Here is a 14,200-nt window from a genome sequence, read left to right on the forward strand (position 1 = left end):
GCCGTGATCATCACCTGCGGCACGCTGAGCTGTCAGCACGGCCCGATCGACTGGGCCGGTCTGCACCGTCACCATCATCTCCACTCCGACGACCCGGCTGATCACCACAACAGCCATCTGGGTTTCTGGTGGAGCCATTTCGGCTGGATGCTCAAGGACGTGCCCGCCAAGCGTCAGGTGGTGATGCTCACGCCGGATCTGCAGCGCAACCGTTACTACCGCTGGCTGAACCGGAACTTCCTGCTCCTGCAGGTGCCCCTGGCCGTTCTGCTCTGGTGGCTCGGAGAGGCAACCGGTGCCGGCGGACTGGCCCTGGTGCTGTGGGGGATCCCTCTGCGCCTGGTGCTGGTGTACCACGCCACCTGGATGGTGAATTCCGCCACTCACCGCTGGGGCTACGTGAGCTATCCCAGCGGTGATCAATCCCGTAACAACTGGTGGGTGGCCCTGCTCACGTTCGGTGAGGGCTGGCACAACAACCATCACGCCTTTCCCAGCAGTGCCCGGATGGGGTTCCGCTGGTGGGAAATCGATGTCACCTGGTGGCACATCCGCCTGCTGCATCGCCTGGGGCTGGCTGATCGCATCCGTCTCGCTTCACCGCTGCGGCCCTGTTCGCCATGACGGATGCCATCGCCGACATTCCGCGCCTGTTCATCGGCTACGACCCGTGCGAGCGGGTGGCGGTGAACGTGCTCGCCGATTCGTTGCAGGCCCGCTCCAGCCTGCCGCTGCTGATCGGCCAGCTGCGGCTTGATCAGCTGGCGGGGGCCTATCAGCGCAAGCGCGACCCACGCCAGAGCACCGAGTTCTCCTTCAGCCGCTTTCTGGTGCCCTGGCTGGCGGGGTACCGCGGCTGGGCCCTGTTCATCGACGCCAACATGCTCTGCCTGGCGGATCTCGCCGAGCTCTGGGCCCTGCGCGACGAGCGCTATGCGGTGCAGCTGGTGAAGCACCAGCACGTCTGCGCAGAGGGGCTGAAGTTCCAGGGGATGCCCCAGACGCCCTATGGCCGCAAGAACTGGTCGTCGGTGCTGCTGTTCAACTGCGCGCGCTGCACGACGCTCACGCCGGCTTACGTGAACACCGCCTCAGGCCTGGAGCTGCACCAGTTCCACTGGCTGGCGGATGGGGAGATCGGCGCCCTGCCGCCGGAATGGAACGTGCTGGTGGGGGTGCAGCCACTGCCGGCCACGCCGAAGATCCTGCATTACACCCTGGGCGGCCCCTGGTTCGACGACTGCCTGACCATGCCCGCCTCAGACCGCTGGCTGGCGGCCCGCGCCGCCATGAACGAGCCGCTGCTGGTTGATCCCGTTCCCGTCACCGGAGGCGCCCATGCCCGTTCCTGAACTCACCCCCGCTTACCGCGACGCCTACGGGCGCATCAACGGCCTCGTGATCGTGGGCGAGGGCCTGGCCGATCGCCACTTTCGCAAGCTGGCCCAGATGCTGCCTGAAGACGGCGAGGAGCTGCGGCGCCTGGCCGCGATGGAGGGCCGCCATGCCGTTGCTTTCGTGGGCTGTGGCCGCCAGCTCGCTGTCCGCCCTGATCTGCCCCTGGCGCGGCGGCTGTTCGCGCCGCTGCACGGGCTCTTCGATGAGGCATTCAGCACCGCGGACTCGGTGGGGGCGCTGGTGATCCAGTGCCTGATCGTGGAAAGCTTCGCTGTGGCCGCCTACCGCTGCTACCTGCCGGTGGCTGATGCCTACGCCGCACCGATCACCGCAGCGGTGCTCGCCGATGAGGCCGAACACCTCGACTACGGCGAGCGTCAGCTGGCCGCCCGTTTTCCCGCTGTGGCGGCGTCGATCACCAGCTGGTGCGAGCGGGTGGTGCCGGTGGCGATGACGATGCTGCGGGAGGTCCACAGCGATCTGGAGGCGATCGGCATCGATCCCGCCGCGCTGGTGGGGGAATTCATGGGTTGCTTCGGCTCGGCTCTGGAGGCGGTCGGTTTCACCCCACGCCAGGCCAACCGCCTGGCGGCACGTCTGGCGGCGCTGGCCTGTCCCTGAGCTTGCCGTTGCCTAAGTGGGTTGGCGCCGGGCCTGCGGGCGGCGATGGTGCTGGGCCTCCAGGCGGCAGAGGGCGCGGAAGCGCAGCGCCATCAGCTGGTCGAACAGGGGGTTGATCCGGCAGAGCGGTGGGATGTGCAGCAGCCTGTGGCCGGCGATCACCACGTTGCGCTCGAATGGGCAGCGGGCCGGGATCAGTCGCACCAACAGGCGGGCAAGCAGCAGCGATCGCGGCCCGATGCCATCAAGCCAGTGGCGGAGCCGATCGATCAGAGCTCCAGGGCTGGTTCCCCGTAGAGGGCTGTGGGTCATGGGTGCAGCCCCAGGCAAGCGGGAGGAGAAAATGGTGGCTCTGTTGGTGTTCGGCGGGATCCGGCGCGAACCAGAAACATCTTCAACCTTCGAACGGCCCTGAGGGCCCGGCTGTCGCGCCGGACACCTCGGTGTGGAGGACCTGAAGGAGGCCCTGAACTGAGGGCAGCGAAAGAGAGGGCTCTGGGGTGCGGCCCGGAGAGAGCCCTGCACGGGTGGGGCCGATGCCTCGGGCGTCAGAGCGTCACCGCTGCCAGAGGCGCCCGCGGCGGCAGGCCTCCGGCCCGGTTGTGGAGCTGCTGGGGATCCAGCCGGGCGGAGCTCACCGTGCCGCCGAAGCGCAGCTGCAGCCAGGTGATCACGGCTGGATCGCCGGCCACCACTGCTTCCAGACCCGGAGCGAGCTCCGGGAGCAGTGCCGCCAGCAGCGCCGGCCGCAGGTGCCAGAGCTCCACGCTGGCCCCCTGGCGGTCGCGCCGCTCGGCGATCAGCTCCCGCAGCTGGCCGTCGTCGCTGAGCTGGCCGCTGGGAGCCAGCAGCATCGGCATCGGGCGGGTGGCGGCGGTCAGGGGGCTGGAGGTGGTGGCAGCCATGGGCGCTGGGCGTTGCAACGAAACCGCAACGGCGAAACAACTTTATAACGGTAGCGCGATATCGTTTAGCAGTTCATTCATGAGCCGGGCCTTCGCTCCGGTTGCCATCGCCATGACCACCACGCTCCCTGCCACGCTCCCTGCCGCGGTCTCCAGCCCGGGCCCCGCTTCGGTCTCCCACCCCGAATCCACCCCCTGCCTGGACCCCTCTCAGGCCATGCCAGCCCTGCCGACCTGGCGGCCCGCCAGGGCTTCGGCCCGCGGGTGCGGCGCCTGCATGCCCGCATCGGCGCCGCCCACCACCAGGCCGAAGGCATGGCGTTCTCGCGTGCCCTGCTCGATGGTCAGGCCACGCCTCTGCAACTGGCGGCCCTGGTCCGTGCCCTGGGTCCGGGCTACGCCCTGATCGAGCAGCGGGGCCCCGAGCTGGCCGCGGCGCTCGGGGCGATCGATTTCCCCTGGGCGGCCCTGGCCCGCAGCGCCGCCCTCGCCGCCGATGCGGCAGCCCTGGCGTCGGCCCCTGCCACCCCGAGCTCCGCCGCTGCCGCCCTCTGGCTCGAGCATCTGCAGGTCCTGGCCCAGCAGGCCCCGCACCGCTTCCTGGCCCATGTGTACGTGCGCTATGGCGGCGACCTCTCCGGCGGTCAGCAGCTGGCCCAACAAGCCAATGCCATCCTGGCGGCCCACGGCCTGCCGGCCGTGCGGTTCTGGGCCTTCGATCAGCCGTTGCCGGTGCTCAAGGCCGCCCTGCACGACGCCTTCGAGCAACTCGATCTGAGTGAGGCGGAAGAAGGCGAACTGCTCGATGAAGCGGTGGTGGCCTTTCAGGACACCCAGCACCTGCTGGCCGAACTGGGTGATCTGGCGGCGGCCTGAGCGTCCTGCCAACCGCCTCGGCTTCCGCCAGCCCCGCCCCGCATCACCCCCTCCCCATCTCCTGCCCCTCCTGCCGTCCCATGCCCACCACCGCGCCTGCCCGCCTCGACCCGCTGCAGCTGCTGCTGAAGCACGACAAGCCCGTGCCCCGCTACACCAGCTACCCCACCGCCATCAGCTTCCACCCCGCTGTGGGCCCCAGCGAGCTGGCGGCGGAGCTGGCCCGGCCCAGCAGCGAGCCCCTCTCTCTCTATGTGCACATCCCCTTCTGCCGCCATGCCTGCTGGTATTGCGGCTGCAACCGGATCACCACCCAGGCCGGCTCGAAGGTGGTGGGCCCTTACCTGCAGGCCCTGGGCCGGGAGCTGGAGCTGATCCAGCAGGCGGCCGGTCAGCGCCGCCGCCTCGCTCAGCTGCACTGGGGCGGCGGCACCCCCAACTACCTGAGCGTGGCGGAGCAGGCGGAGCTGTGGGCGCTGATCGCCCGCCACTTCGACTTGGACCCCAACCTGGAAGCCTCGATCGAGTTGAATCCGGAATTCCTCAGCGGCGCCGAGGTGCTGGGCCTGCGCCAGCTCGGCTTCAACCGCATCAGCTTCGGCATTCAGGACGCCGATCCTGACGTGCAGGCAGCGGTGAACCGGATCATGCCGCCCGATCAGCTGCGGCGGGCGATGGGCTGGATGCGGGAGGCGGGCTTCGAGAGCGTGAACGTGGATCTGATCTGCGGCCTGCCGCTGCAGACGCCGGCGCGCTTCGCCGCCACGATCGCCCTGGTGGAGGAGCTGCGGCCGGATCGGGTGTCGCTGTTCAGCTTCGCCTACCTGCCCGAGCAACTGCCGCTGCAGCGCAAGATCTCTGCTGAAGATCTGCCCAGCCAGCGCCAGCGGGTGCAGATGTTGCAGGGCGCCTATGACGCCTTCACCAGCGGTGGCTATGAGGCGATCGGCATGGACCACTTCGCCCTGGCCGACGACAGCCTGGCGGTGGCGGCCCGGGCCGGCCGCCTGCACCGCAATTTCCAGGGCTACACCACCGGTGGGGAGCTGGATCTGCTGGCGATCGGCGTCACGGCGATCAGCCAGTACCCCAGCCTGTTCAGCCAGAACCATCGCGATCTGAGGGCCTACCTGGCGGCGCTCGACGCCGGCCTGCTGCCGGTGGAGCGGGGGCTGGTGGTGCGGGATCCGGAGGAACGGCTGCGCCGCCGCATCATTCAGCGCTTGATGTGCGATTTTCGCGTTGATTTCGCTCGGCTTGGCGGCGACGCTGAGGCCGGCCACGACAGAGACAGCGAGGCCACGGTTGAGCCGCTGAACGGTCCGCTGCGCTTTGCCGCCGAGTGGGCCGATCTGCAGGCGCTGCAGGCCGATGGGCTGCTGCAGCTGGAGGCGAACGGCTTCCGCGTCAGCACGGAGGGACGCTGGTTGATCCGCACGATCGCGGCGGTGTTCGATCCGAGGCAACGGCTGCGGGCGAGCGGTTCCCGATTGATCTGAACGGATCTGGGCAATCCATTCAGCCTCGGCAGGTTTTCAGCGCATCACCTGGATCGTGGTGGCATCGCTCAGGGGGGCGGCCAGGCTGAGGGTGCGGCCAGGACGCTGCACGGGGGCGCCGGCCATGGCTTCGAGGAAGGGTTGAACGCTGCCCTGGTCGCATTGGGGCGGCAGCTTGCCACTCACGAACTGCACCGGGATCACCCGGCGCGGCTGAAGCTCACGCACCACGGCGGCGGCCTCGACGCCTGTGTACACCTTGGCTCCCCCACCGACCCCGATCACCAGCACATCGGGCCGGCCGAACAGCACCCGGTCTTCCGGGCGGAGCGTCGCTGCGGTGCCACCGAGATGGGCGAACTCAAGTCCGCCCTGTTTCCAACGCCATGCAGTGGCTTGCCCGAAGCGGCGGCCGCCGAAACGGTCATGGGGAATGGCAACGCCTTCCAGCTTCAAGCCGGCCACCCGGTACGACCCTGGTGTGACCAGCAGAGGGCCGCTGGCCACCGCTGCCCCCTCATCGGGGAGACGACTGCTGGCCAGGATCACATCAGCCTTGACCCTTGGTTCGGCCAGACCGGCTGCGCAGGCCACCGCCTTGAACGGATTCAGCAGCACCGTGGCGCCACCACCCTGGATCAGCAGCGCGCCATGGCCGTAGCTGGTGATCGTCACCCCACCGCTGGCCAGAGCCGGCCTGGGATCAGCCAGCCCCACAGCGGTGATCAGCGTGGCTGAGGCCCCGGTCAGCCCGACCATGAGCGCGAGCTTGGAGAAGGCCGGGGGCTTGGCGACGGAGGCCATGGGCGCTGCTGCGCCCGTTCGGCGCCTGGAGTGGCGCGAACCTAGCAACGGTCCGCCTGGGCCAGGAAATTGGCCAGCAACTGATGACCACACTCCGTGAGCACGCTCTCCGGGTGGAACTGGACCCCTTCCAGGAGGGGATGGTCACGATGACGCAGGCCCATGATCGTGCCATCTTCCAGCCAGGCGGTGATCTCCAGGCAGCTGGGCAGACTCTCCCGTTCGGCGATCAGGCTGTGATAGCGGGTTGCGGTGAGCGGGCTGGGCAACCCGGCGAACACCCCCTCACCGCCATGCAGCACCGGCGAGGTTTTGCCGTGCATCAGTTCCGCTGCCCGCACCACCCGGCCGCCGAACACCTGGGCCAGGCACTGGTGGCCGAGGCAGACGCCCAGAATCGGCACAGTCGGTCCGAGCTCCCGGATCACCTCAAGGCAGATTCCTGCCTGATCGGGGTCGCCGGGGCCTGGTGAAATCAGGATGGCGCCTGGATCCAGTGACCTGATCTGATCGAGGGAAAGCGCATCGTTGCGGACCACCTGCAGCTGGGCGGCCAGGGGATGCTGAGTGGCCAGTTCACCCAGGTACTGGACCAGGTTGAAGGTGAAGCTGTCGTAGTTGTCGAGAACAAGCAGCATTCATGGATTGGTGCGCTGGCCCATCAAAGGCCAAGCAGCAGCAGCAGGGGAGGAACCAGCAGCAGCAGAGCGATCACCACGGAAGCCAGGGCAGCAACCAGCACAGCGGCGGCGGCGCAATCCTTGGCAATCCGGGCCAGGGGATGGAAACGGCGGCCGATCGCCAGATCCACCACCGACTCGATCGCCGTATTGAGCAACTCGAGCACCAGCACGGCTGTGACCGTGAGCACCAGCACGGCCAGACGGTCGGGGCTCAGGTGCAACCAGAGCCCCAGGCTGAATGTAAGCGCACCCACCACCACATGGATGCGGAAATTGCGCTGGGTGAGAAACCCATGGGCCAAGCCCTGAAGGGCGTAGCGAAAGCTGAGCGGAAGATCGCCGGCCACCCGCCAGGCCCCACTGCGGCGGCCACGGCCTCGCGGCTGCATGTCGTCGACGAGGGGGACCTGATTGGATGGAGAAAGCGATGTCACCGGACGAGCTTTCGAGCCTGAACCCGAGGCTACCGCCGATTCCCGGTCCTGACCCGTATGTCCGTCAGTGCGCACAGCTCAGCAGGTGCTCCTGGCGATCCAGCATTTCCCTGAGGCGGGCTTCGGTTGGATGATCCCAGCCGAGCAGGTGAAGCAGGCCATGGCTGGCCAGCCAGGCCAGCTCCCACTCCAGCGGCTGGCCAGCTCCTGCGGCCTGGCGGCTGGCTGTTTCCACGGAGATCACGATGTCGCCGAGCTCCAGCGGCTCCGGTTCGGCTTGCACAGGCCTCGGCATCGGCGGCGCTCCAACACCGGCGTCGTCCGCGGCGGCAAAGGCCAGCACGTCCGTTGGCCCCTCCACCTGGCGCCAGCGGCCATTCAGCTCGGCGATTCCGGCATCGCCGCAGAGGCTCAGCCCCAGGCTGTAGCCAGGAGCCCGCAGCGCGGCCGGCAGGTCGGCTTCCAGCTCCCGCAGCCAACGGCCGAGCAGCCCCTCCCAGAGGGCTGCCCCGGCCAGGGGATCGCCATAGCTGGTGGCGCTGCCCAGCAGGGCCGGGTCCAGGCCCTCGTCCACCGAGAAGGCCAGATCGAGAGGGATCGGATTCATCTGGGCAGGCTCATCAGGGGCGGCTCATTGCGGCAGTGTGGGGCGCCCGAACCAGGCCAGCAGGAAGAGCAGCCCGCTGAAGCCGACGGCGGTGAGCCCGAAGTGCAGCAGGCTCTGGCGCCCCTTGCGCACCATGTTGCGCATGGCCAGCTTCACGAAGCTGGGCGGCGGCACCGGCGTGGGCGCGGCGGGGCTGGCAGCAGGCGCGGCCGTACCGGCAGCGGGAGTGCTGCGGTCGTCCGTGGGGCTGCTGTCAGGCATCGGGGGCTTGGCCATCAGGGGATCCATGGGGCTCAGGCGGCCTCATCGGCGGCGATCTCCACACCCTGGCGCAGCAGCGCCTGGATGAAGGGATCGAGGTCGCCATCCATCACCCCCTGCACATCGGTGGTTTCCACGGCGGTGCGCAGATCCTTCACCATCTGGTAAGGGTGGAACACGTAATTGCGGATCTGGTTGCCCCAGGCGGCTTCCACGATGTCGCCGCGGATGTCGGCGATCTCGGAGGCGCGCTGCTCCTGGGCGATCACCAGCAGCTTGGCCATCAGCAGCGCCATCGCCTTCTCCTTGTTCTGGAGCTGAGAGCGCTCCTGGGTGCAGCGCACCGCCAGGCCGGTGGGCACATGCAGGATGCGCACCGCTGTCTCCACCTTGTTGACGTTCTGGCCGCCGGCGCCGCCGGAGCGGGAGGTGGTGATCTCCAGGTCCTTGTCGGGGATGTCGAGCTTCACGTCTTCATCGAGCTTTGGCATCACCTCCACCCCCGCGAAGCTGGTCTGGCGCTTGTCGTTGGCGTTGAAGGGCGAAATCCGCACCAGCCGGTGGGTGCCCTTTTCGTTGCGCAGGTAGCCGTAGGCGTAGCGGCCGTCGATCTCGATCGTGCAGCTCTTGATGCCCGCTTCCTCCCCTTCCGAGAGCTCATCCACGCTCACCTTCATGCCGTGGTCTTCGGCCCAGCGCGTGTACATGCGCATCAGCATCAGCGCCCAGTCCTGGGCGTCGGTGCCGCCGGCGCCGGCGTTGATCGAGATCACGGCGCCCTCCTTGTCGTAGAGGCCGCTGAGCAGGCGCTCCAGTTCCCAGCGGTCCAGGTCCCCCTTGAGTTTCTGCAGGCCGTCATTGGCTTCGCCGAGCAGGTCTTCGTCGGGTTCGAGGCCGTAGAGCTCAAGGGTGGCCTGGCCATCATCGATCGCCTGCCGCCAGTGACCCAGCTGCTCCAGCTGAGCTTTCACCTCATCGAGCTGGCGCATCTGCTTCTGGGCCTGCTGCTGGTCGTCCCAGAAGCCTGGCTGGGAGGCCAGCTGCTCCAGGTCCTGCTGACGCGCGTTCAGGGCCGGTACGTCAAAGACAGTCCTGGGCATGGCCCAGGCGGTCGGTGAGCTCGGATAGGTCGCGCTTGAAATCGGTGAGATCGAGCACCGTGCAGAGCAGAACAGGATGGAATCGACGCTACCAGTGGGTGCGCTGCCAGGTCACTCCTAGGATGACTCCACTGAAACGGGCAGGCGGAATGGCGGCCAACATGGCTGTGAAAGTTGAGATCTACACCTGGCGGTTCTGCCCCTTCTGCATCCGTGCCAAGGCCCTGCTCGACCGCAAGGGGGTGAACTACGAGGAGTACGCCATCGACGGCGACAATGCGGCGCGGGCGGCGATGGGCGAGCGAGCGGGGGGGCGCACCAGCGTGCCCCAGATTTTCATCGACAATCTCGCCATCGGCGGCTGTGATGAGCTCCACGGCCTGGAGCGCACCGGCCGCCTCGATCCCCTGTTGCAGGGTGCCTGACGGTGGCGGTCGGCTCCGCCGGGGTTCGCGAACCCCAGTTGTTCATCGTTGATCCGATCAGCCGGCTCCGGCCGTCCAAGGATTCCAGCGTGGCTTTGATGCAGGCCGCCCAGCGGGCCGGTCAGCAGGTGTGGGCCTGCACGCCGGCTGATCTGGCTGCCGCCGGCGCCGAGGCCCTGGTGCGCGCTCAGCCGATCAGCCTCGCCGCCATCCAGCCCACCGCCGATGGCTGGCAGGTGCCCGACCCCTGGCTGGAGCTCGGCGAGGCAACGGTTTTGCCGCTGCACCACTTCCCGCGGGTCTGGATGCGCAAGGACCCCCCGGTGGATGAGGCCTACCTCTATGCCACCCACCTGCTCGAGTTGGCCGAGCGACGGGGGGTGCGGGTCCTGAACCGCCCCGCTGCCCTGCGGGCCTGGAACGAAAAGCTGGGTTCGCTCCGGTTCAGCCATCTGATGGCCCCCACCCTGGTGGCCAGCAGCGTCGAGCAACTGGCGGCCTTCACGGCCCGCCACGGTGCCGTGGTGCTCAAGCCCCTGGGGGGACGGGCTGGCCAGGGAGTGGTGCGCACCGATGCCGCGGCGCCAGGCCTGGCGGCCCTGTTGGAGCTGGTCACCCAGCAGCAGCAGATGCCGGTGATGGTGCAGGCGTTCCTGCCGGCGGTCCGTGAGGGCGACAAGCGCATCCTGCTGGTGAACGGCGAGCCGATCGGGGCGATCAATCGCCGGCCGGCGGCCGGTGAGTTCCGCAGCAACCTGGCGGTGGGAGGTGAACCTGAGCGAACCGAACTGAGTGATCAGGAGCGGCGGATCTGCTCCGAGCTGGCGCCTGCCCTTCAGGAAGCGGGCCTGTTCTTCGTGGGCATCGATGTGATCGATGGACGCCTCAGTGAAATCAACGTGACCAGTCCCACCGGTGTGCGGGAGATCGAGCGGCTGGGTGGCATCCCCCTGGCTGATCTCACCATGGAGCGTTTACTGAAGGACTGAGTGGCAGGTTGAGCTGCTGCTGCAACACCCCCAGCTTCAGGGCCACCTCCTGGAGTTCCCGCTCCGGATGGGAGCCCCGCACCAGGCCCGCCCCGGCGGTGAGATCCAGTTGATCGCCGCACAGGCGTCCACTGCGGATCGCCACCCGCAGTTCGGCGTCACCGGCGCTGTCGATCCAGCCGATCGGGGCGGCGTAATGGCCCCGTTCGAACACTTCGAGGCTGCGCAGCCAGGCCATCGCCTCGCGCCGAGGCAGCCCCGCCACAGCAGGGGTGGGATGGAGGGCCGCGGCCAGGGCCAACGGTTGCTGCTCCCCCAGCATCGCTGTGATCGGCGTGTGCAGATGCACCAGCTGGCCGTGCCGCGCCAGCCGGGGATGGCGTGGACGGCGCGGCGCCAACCCCGCTTCCGCGAGCACCTGGGTGATGGTTTCCACCACCAGCTCGTGTTCGTGGCGGTCTTTGCCTGAAGCGGTCAGCCCCTCAGCCGGTTCGCCGAGCGGTGCGGTGCCGGCGAGGGCATCGCTGCGGAGCTGGCCCTGGCGAACCGCCAGCAAGCGCTCCGGCGAGGCACCGATCAGGGCCTCGCCGGGCCGTTGCTGCCACAGAAAGCGGCAGCTGCCGGGCTGGTGCAGGCGCAGATGGCGGAGCAGTTCGAGCGGGTCGAGGGGGCGATCCAGCTGCAGCCGCTGGCGAACGGCCAGCACCAGCTTGCGCAGGGAACCGGCTTCGATCAGCTCCAGAGCCTGTTGCACCGCCTGGCGGTAGCCGGGTTCCCAGCGGGAGCGGCTGGCGATGCCTGGCCCCCGCTCAAGGGCGGATGGCAGGTCGGCAGGGTCGAGGGGTTGCTCGAGGGCACGGGCCTGCTCCCAAAGTTCTTCCGCCACCGCACGGGCGGTGGTCGCCCCGCCGAGGGTGCGCTGCAACCGCAACCAGCAGTGGCGGCCCTGGCGGCTCAGTTGCCAGCGGGGCAGCACCGCCTGCACCCCGGCCACCCCGGCGCCGTCCTGGAGGCCCCGCTCCTGCAGGGGGCTGTCGAAAAAGGAGAAGGCCAGCAGAATCCGCGGCCGGGCCAGGGGCGGGCAGAACTGCGGCACCGACACCAGGCGGCTGAGACTCACGGCGCTGAAGCGCTGGGCCAGTTCGAAGCGTTTTGGCCCGCTCAGCTCCAGGCTGTGGGTGGTGCCGCAGGCGGCCAGGCACAGACCTGGAGCTCCATCCCAGAGGAAGCGGAAGCGCTGATCCGCCCCGAGCCGGGGCAACAGGGCCAGGGGATCGCCCCGTTGGACTCCGGCTGAATCACCCAGGGGCAGGGCGAGGCTCAGCACGCCTTCCTCTTCCAGCTGCCGGCCCCCCCGGGCGGCGGCGTCAAGAAGCTCGCTGAAGGAGGGGGAAACCATGCCGGTTGCCAGGCCCGGGGGGTGAAGGCTGCTCAAATGTATGGGGCCTTCTCCTGCCACCGCCCAAGCTGCCCATGTCAGGCCCCCAGGTCGTCGCAAGCCGTTACGCCCCGGCCGCTCCGGCTCGCCGTCAGCTTTGGAAGGCGGCGATCAAGTGGCCGATGTATTCGGTGGCGGTGATGCCGGTGCTGCTGGCGGCGGGCTGGCAGCTGGGCCAGGGCCAGCCGTTGCGCTGGGGCCAGCTGCTCGCCTTCCTGCTGGCGGCGGTGCTGCTGCTCGCCTGGGAGAACCTCGCCAACGATGTGTTCGATGCCGATACCGGCGTCGACCGGCTCGGCAAGCCCCACTCGGTGGTGAACCTCACCGGCCGCCGCGACCGGGTGGCGGTGCTGGCCCATGGCTGCCTGGTGCTGGGGTTGCTGCTGATCGCCCTGGTGGCGGCCCGCAGCAGCCCGGCGGTGCTGGCCTTGGTGCTGGCCTGCTGCGGCGTGGGCTACGCCTACCAGGGGCCGCCGCTGCGACTGGGTTACCGGGGGCTGGGGGAACCGCTCTGCTGGCTGGCCTTCGGACCGCTCGCCACCGCCGCCGCCCTGCTGGCGCTGGCGCCGGCCGGTGGGCCGGCCGGCCTGATTCCCTGGCGGCAGGCCTTGCTGCTGGGCAGCGGCCCCGCCGTGGCCACCAGCCTGGTGCTGTTCTGCTCCCACTTCCATCAGGTGGAGGAGGACGCGGCCCACGGCAAACGCTCGCCGGTGGTGCGGCTCGGCACCGGCGGTGGTGCCGCTCTGGTGCCCTGGTTCGTGGCACTCACCCTGGCGCTGCAGTGGGCGCCGGTGCTGCTGGGCCGCTGGCCGCTCACGGCCCTGCTGGGGGTGGTCGGCCTGCCGGCGGGTCGGTCCCTGATCCAGCTGCTGCGGGAGCACCACGCCGACCCGGATCGGATCGGTGGCAGCAAATTCCTGGCCCTGAAGTTCCAGGCCTTCAACGGACTCGGCCTGGCCTGCGGCCTGGCGGTGGGGCCATGGCTGAGCCGCTGGTGACGCTGGCCTGGCGGCCGTTCCGGCTGCCACTGGCCCGTCCGCTCGTGACGGCCCAGGGCACCCTCACCGAAAAGCGCGGCTGGCTGCTGCGGCTGGAGGCCGATCGCCTGGGAGCCCCCGCCGGCCTCGGTTGGGGAGAGGCGGCGCCGCTGTGTTTCAGCCCAGCCCTCGCCCAAGGGCACTACCGCCAGCTGGCCGCGGCGATCGAGAGCCTCGGCAGCGTCTTGCCTCGACAGGCCTTGGAGGCGTCGCTGCCTTCCCTGCCGCCCGAGCTGGCTTTCGCGCTCGGCTTGGCCCTGGCGGAAGCCGATGGGCTGGTGGGCGCGGCCGCGGGCGGCTGGCTGGCGGCGCCCACCTCCGCCGTGCTCCTGCCGGCGGGGGAGGCGGCGGTGGTGGCCCTGGCTGCGGCGCTCGAGCGGACGGGCGCGACGCCCCTCACGTGCAAATGGAAGGTGGCCGCTGCGGGTGATCAGGCCGAGCGGCAGGTGCTGGAGCGGCTGCTGGCGCATCTGCCCGCCGACAGCCGCCTGCGCCTGGATGCCAACGGCGGCTGGGACCGCGCCACGGTCTGGCAGTGGGCCGAGCGGCTGGCGGAGGATCCGCGCCTGGAATGGCTGGAGCAGCCCCTGGCTCCCGGCGACCTGTCCGGTCTGCAGGAGCTGGCCCGGCGGGTGCCGGTTGCCCTGGATGAGTCGCTGCAGGTCGATCCAGCTCTGCGACGCCACTGGCCGAGCTGGCAGGTGCGGCGACCGGCAGTGGAAGGGGATCCCCGGCCGCTGCTGGCGGCGTTGCAACTGTGCTGCGGCGGTGCCAGCGCCAGTGCCGTTGCGGTGGTGCTGAGCACGGCCTTCGAAACCGGCATCGCAGGGCGGATGGTGGGGCATCTGGCGGCGCTGCAGAGCCGGGGTGCCACCCCCACCGCCCCCGGCCTGGCGCCCGGCTGGCAGCTGGCGTCAAGGTTGTGCGCCACAGATCCGGAAACCGTGTGGCAGGCCGCTGGCGCCGGCCTGTGACGCGAGGGAGGCCATCGCTTGTGACGCCTGATCGACTAGCCGATGTCCTTCAGAATTGAAGTGCTCTACGAGGCTGCGTTCGCAAGTGGGCCGGCCACGCAGGCATGAATGCTTGCGGCAACAGCATGGAATCAATCCCGAACCCCGCT

18 protein-coding genes are annotated in these 14,200 nt (G+C 69.3%); 9 read left to right on the forward strand and 9 right to left on the reverse strand.

Annotated features, from left to right (window positions below):
* The 3 genes from ACXMDY_RS00005 to ACXMDY_RS00015 all read left to right on the forward strand — a co-directional run.
* Positions 1 to 624, forward strand: a 624-nt coding sequence (locus ACXMDY_RS00005) for an acyl-CoA desaturase (RefSeq protein ID WP_457767243.1), incomplete at its 5' end; no start/stop codon positions are given.
* Positions 621 to 1,352 (forward strand): glycosyltransferase family protein, encoded by a 732-nt coding sequence (locus ACXMDY_RS00010; protein WP_259702810.1) that lies wholly within the window; start codon positions 621 to 623, stop codon positions 1,350 to 1,352. The genes ACXMDY_RS00005 and ACXMDY_RS00010, both read left to right, overlap by 4 nt.
* A complete protein-coding gene (locus ACXMDY_RS00015; protein ID WP_259702811.1) occupies positions 1,339 to 2,019 on the forward strand; it encodes a long-chain fatty aldehyde decarbonylase in 681 nt (226 codons plus the stop codon). The genes ACXMDY_RS00010 and ACXMDY_RS00015 overlap by 14 nt, the downstream gene beginning before the upstream one ends.
* Positions 2,020 to 2,031: 12 nt before the next feature.
* On the opposite strand, the gene ACXMDY_RS00020 is transcribed toward ACXMDY_RS00015, so the two are convergent.
* Both ACXMDY_RS00020 and ACXMDY_RS00025 read right to left on the reverse strand, forming a co-directional pair.
* Positions 2,032 to 2,331 carry a Mo-dependent nitrogenase C-terminal domain-containing protein gene (locus ACXMDY_RS00020; protein WP_259702812.1) on the reverse strand — a complete coding sequence of 100 codons (300 nt, stop codon included), beginning with the start codon at positions 2,329 to 2,331 and terminating at the stop codon, positions 2,032 to 2,034.
* A 236-nt stretch (positions 2,332 to 2,567) separates the two neighbouring features.
* The gene (locus tag ACXMDY_RS00025) at positions 2,568 to 2,924 is read right to left on the reverse strand and encodes a hypothetical protein (RefSeq protein WP_259702813.1); all 357 of its coding nucleotides are present in this window, start codon (positions 2,922 to 2,924) and stop codon (positions 2,568 to 2,570) included.
* 264 nt (positions 2,925 to 3,188) lie between these two features.
* Between ACXMDY_RS00025 and ACXMDY_RS00030 the strand changes: the two genes are divergently transcribed.
* Together ACXMDY_RS00030 and hemN are read left to right on the forward strand one after the other, a co-directional pair.
* On the forward strand, positions 3,189 to 3,800 hold the full coding sequence (locus tag ACXMDY_RS00030) for a biliverdin-producing heme oxygenase (RefSeq protein WP_457767244.1): 612 nt from the start codon (positions 3,189 to 3,191) through the stop codon (positions 3,798 to 3,800).
* Positions 3,801 to 3,880: 80 nt separating this feature from the next.
* Positions 3,881 to 5,299 (forward strand): oxygen-independent coproporphyrinogen III oxidase, encoded by a 1,419-nt coding sequence (gene hemN, locus ACXMDY_RS00035; protein ID WP_259702815.1) that lies wholly within the window; start codon positions 3,881 to 3,883, stop codon positions 5,297 to 5,299.
* 36 nt (positions 5,300 to 5,335) lie between these two features.
* On the opposite strand, the gene ACXMDY_RS00040 is transcribed toward hemN, so the two are convergent.
* The 6 genes from ACXMDY_RS00040 to prfB form a co-directional block, all read right to left on the reverse strand.
* Entirely contained in the window at positions 5,336 to 6,058 is a 723-nt protein-coding gene (locus tag ACXMDY_RS00040; protein WP_399244416.1) for an MBL fold metallo-hydrolase, read from the reverse strand.
* An 86-nt stretch (positions 6,059 to 6,144) separates the two neighbouring features.
* Positions 6,145 to 6,741 (reverse strand): anthranilate synthase component II, encoded by a 597-nt coding sequence (locus ACXMDY_RS00045; protein ID WP_259702817.1) that lies wholly within the window; start codon positions 6,739 to 6,741, stop codon positions 6,145 to 6,147.
* Between the two features lie 23 nt (positions 6,742 to 6,764).
* Positions 6,765 to 7,175 (reverse strand): diacylglycerol kinase family protein, encoded by a 411-nt coding sequence (locus ACXMDY_RS00050; protein ID WP_259702955.1) that lies wholly within the window; start codon positions 7,173 to 7,175, stop codon positions 6,765 to 6,767.
* Positions 7,176 to 7,284: 109 nt separating this feature from the next.
* The gene (ybeY, locus tag ACXMDY_RS00055) at positions 7,285 to 7,827 is read right to left on the reverse strand and encodes an rRNA maturation RNase YbeY (RefSeq protein WP_259702818.1); all 543 of its coding nucleotides are present in this window, start codon (positions 7,825 to 7,827) and stop codon (positions 7,285 to 7,287) included.
* A 24-nt stretch (positions 7,828 to 7,851) separates the two neighbouring features.
* Positions 7,852 to 8,001 (reverse strand): DUF3285 domain-containing protein, encoded by a 150-nt coding sequence (locus ACXMDY_RS00060; RefSeq protein ID WP_259728122.1) that lies wholly within the window; start codon positions 7,999 to 8,001, stop codon positions 7,852 to 7,854.
* A 119-nt stretch (positions 8,002 to 8,120) separates the two neighbouring features.
* Positions 8,121 to 9,246 (reverse strand): peptide chain release factor 2 gene (prfB, locus tag ACXMDY_RS00065; RefSeq protein ID WP_259702819.1). Its coding sequence is split into 2 segments (ribosomal slippage): positions 8,121 to 9,170 and positions 9,172 to 9,246, totalling 1,125 coding nucleotides; the frame shifts between segments, so codons are not numbered across the junction.
* A 103-nt stretch (positions 9,247 to 9,349) separates the two neighbouring features.
* Here prfB and grxC point away from each other — a divergent pair.
* The gene (gene grxC, locus ACXMDY_RS00070) at positions 9,350 to 9,613 is read left to right on the forward strand and encodes a glutaredoxin 3 (protein WP_259702820.1); all 264 of its coding nucleotides are present in this window, start codon (positions 9,350 to 9,352) and stop codon (positions 9,611 to 9,613) included.
* Between the two features lie 2 nt (positions 9,614 to 9,615).
* Positions 9,616 to 10,602: a glutathione synthase gene (gene gshB, locus ACXMDY_RS00075; protein ID WP_259702821.1), complete on the forward strand. Its 987-nt coding sequence runs from the start codon at positions 9,616 to 9,618 to the stop codon at positions 10,600 to 10,602.
* Here gshB and ACXMDY_RS00080 read toward each other — a convergent pair.
* The gene (locus ACXMDY_RS00080; protein WP_259702822.1) at positions 10,574 to 12,001 is read right to left on the reverse strand and encodes an isochorismate synthase; all 1,428 of its coding nucleotides are present in this window, start codon (positions 11,999 to 12,001) and stop codon (positions 10,574 to 10,576) included. The two genes, gshB and ACXMDY_RS00080, sit on opposite strands and share 29 nt — an antisense overlap.
* Positions 12,002 to 12,075: 74 nt before the next feature.
* Between ACXMDY_RS00080 and menA the strand changes: the two genes are divergently transcribed.
* The gene (gene menA, locus ACXMDY_RS00085) at positions 12,076 to 13,038 is read left to right on the forward strand and encodes a 2-carboxy-1,4-naphthoquinone phytyltransferase (RefSeq protein ID WP_259702823.1); all 963 of its coding nucleotides are present in this window, start codon (positions 12,076 to 12,078) and stop codon (positions 13,036 to 13,038) included.
* The gene (locus ACXMDY_RS00090; RefSeq protein ID WP_259702824.1) at positions 13,020 to 14,051 is read left to right on the forward strand and encodes an o-succinylbenzoate synthase; all 1,032 of its coding nucleotides are present in this window, start codon (positions 13,020 to 13,022) and stop codon (positions 14,049 to 14,051) included. Before menA ends, ACXMDY_RS00090 begins: the two co-directional genes overlap by 19 nt.
* The last annotated feature ends 149 nt before the right edge of the window (positions 14,052 to 14,200 follow it).

The sequence above is a fragment of the Cyanobium sp. ULC082 genome, assembly GCF_977927535.1.

Coding starts and splice junctions, on each gene's coding strand:
- ACXMDY_RS00010 (WP_259702810.1), top strand. CDS start 621: ATGACGGATGCCATCGCCGACATTCCGCGCCTGTTCATCGGCTACGAC.
- ACXMDY_RS00015 (WP_259702811.1), top strand. CDS start 1,339: ATGCCCGTTCCTGAACTCACCCCCGCTTACCGCGACGCCTACGGGCGC.
- ACXMDY_RS00020 (WP_259702812.1), bottom strand. CDS start 2,331: ATGACCCACAGCCCTCTACGGGGAACCAGCCCTGGAGCTCTGATCGAT.
- ACXMDY_RS00025 (WP_259702813.1), bottom strand. CDS start 2,924: ATGGCTGCCACCACCTCCAGCCCCCTGACCGCCGCCACCCGCCCGATG.
- hemN (WP_259702815.1), top strand. CDS start 3,881: ATGCCCACCACCGCGCCTGCCCGCCTCGACCCGCTGCAGCTGCTGCTG.
- ACXMDY_RS00040 (WP_399244416.1), bottom strand. CDS start 6,058: ATGGTCGGGCTGACCGGGGCCTCAGCCACGCTGATCACCGCTGTGGGG.
- ACXMDY_RS00045 (WP_259702817.1), bottom strand. CDS start 6,741: ATGCTGCTTGTTCTCGACAACTACGACAGCTTCACCTTCAACCTGGTC.
- ACXMDY_RS00050 (WP_259702955.1), bottom strand. CDS start 7,175: ATGCAGCCGCGAGGCCGTGGCCGCCGCAGTGGGGCCTGGCGGGTGGCC.
- ybeY (WP_259702818.1), bottom strand. CDS start 7,827: ATGAATCCGATCCCTCTCGATCTGGCCTTCTCGGTGGACGAGGGCCTG.
- grxC (WP_259702820.1), top strand. CDS start 9,350: ATGGCTGTGAAAGTTGAGATCTACACCTGGCGGTTCTGCCCCTTCTGC.
- ACXMDY_RS00080 (WP_259702822.1), bottom strand. CDS start 12,001: ATGGTTTCCCCCTCCTTCAGCGAGCTTCTTGACGCCGCCGCCCGGGGG.
- menA (WP_259702823.1), top strand. CDS start 12,076: ATGTCAGGCCCCCAGGTCGTCGCAAGCCGTTACGCCCCGGCCGCTCCG.
- ACXMDY_RS00090 (WP_259702824.1), top strand. CDS start 13,020: ATGGCTGAGCCGCTGGTGACGCTGGCCTGGCGGCCGTTCCGGCTGCCA.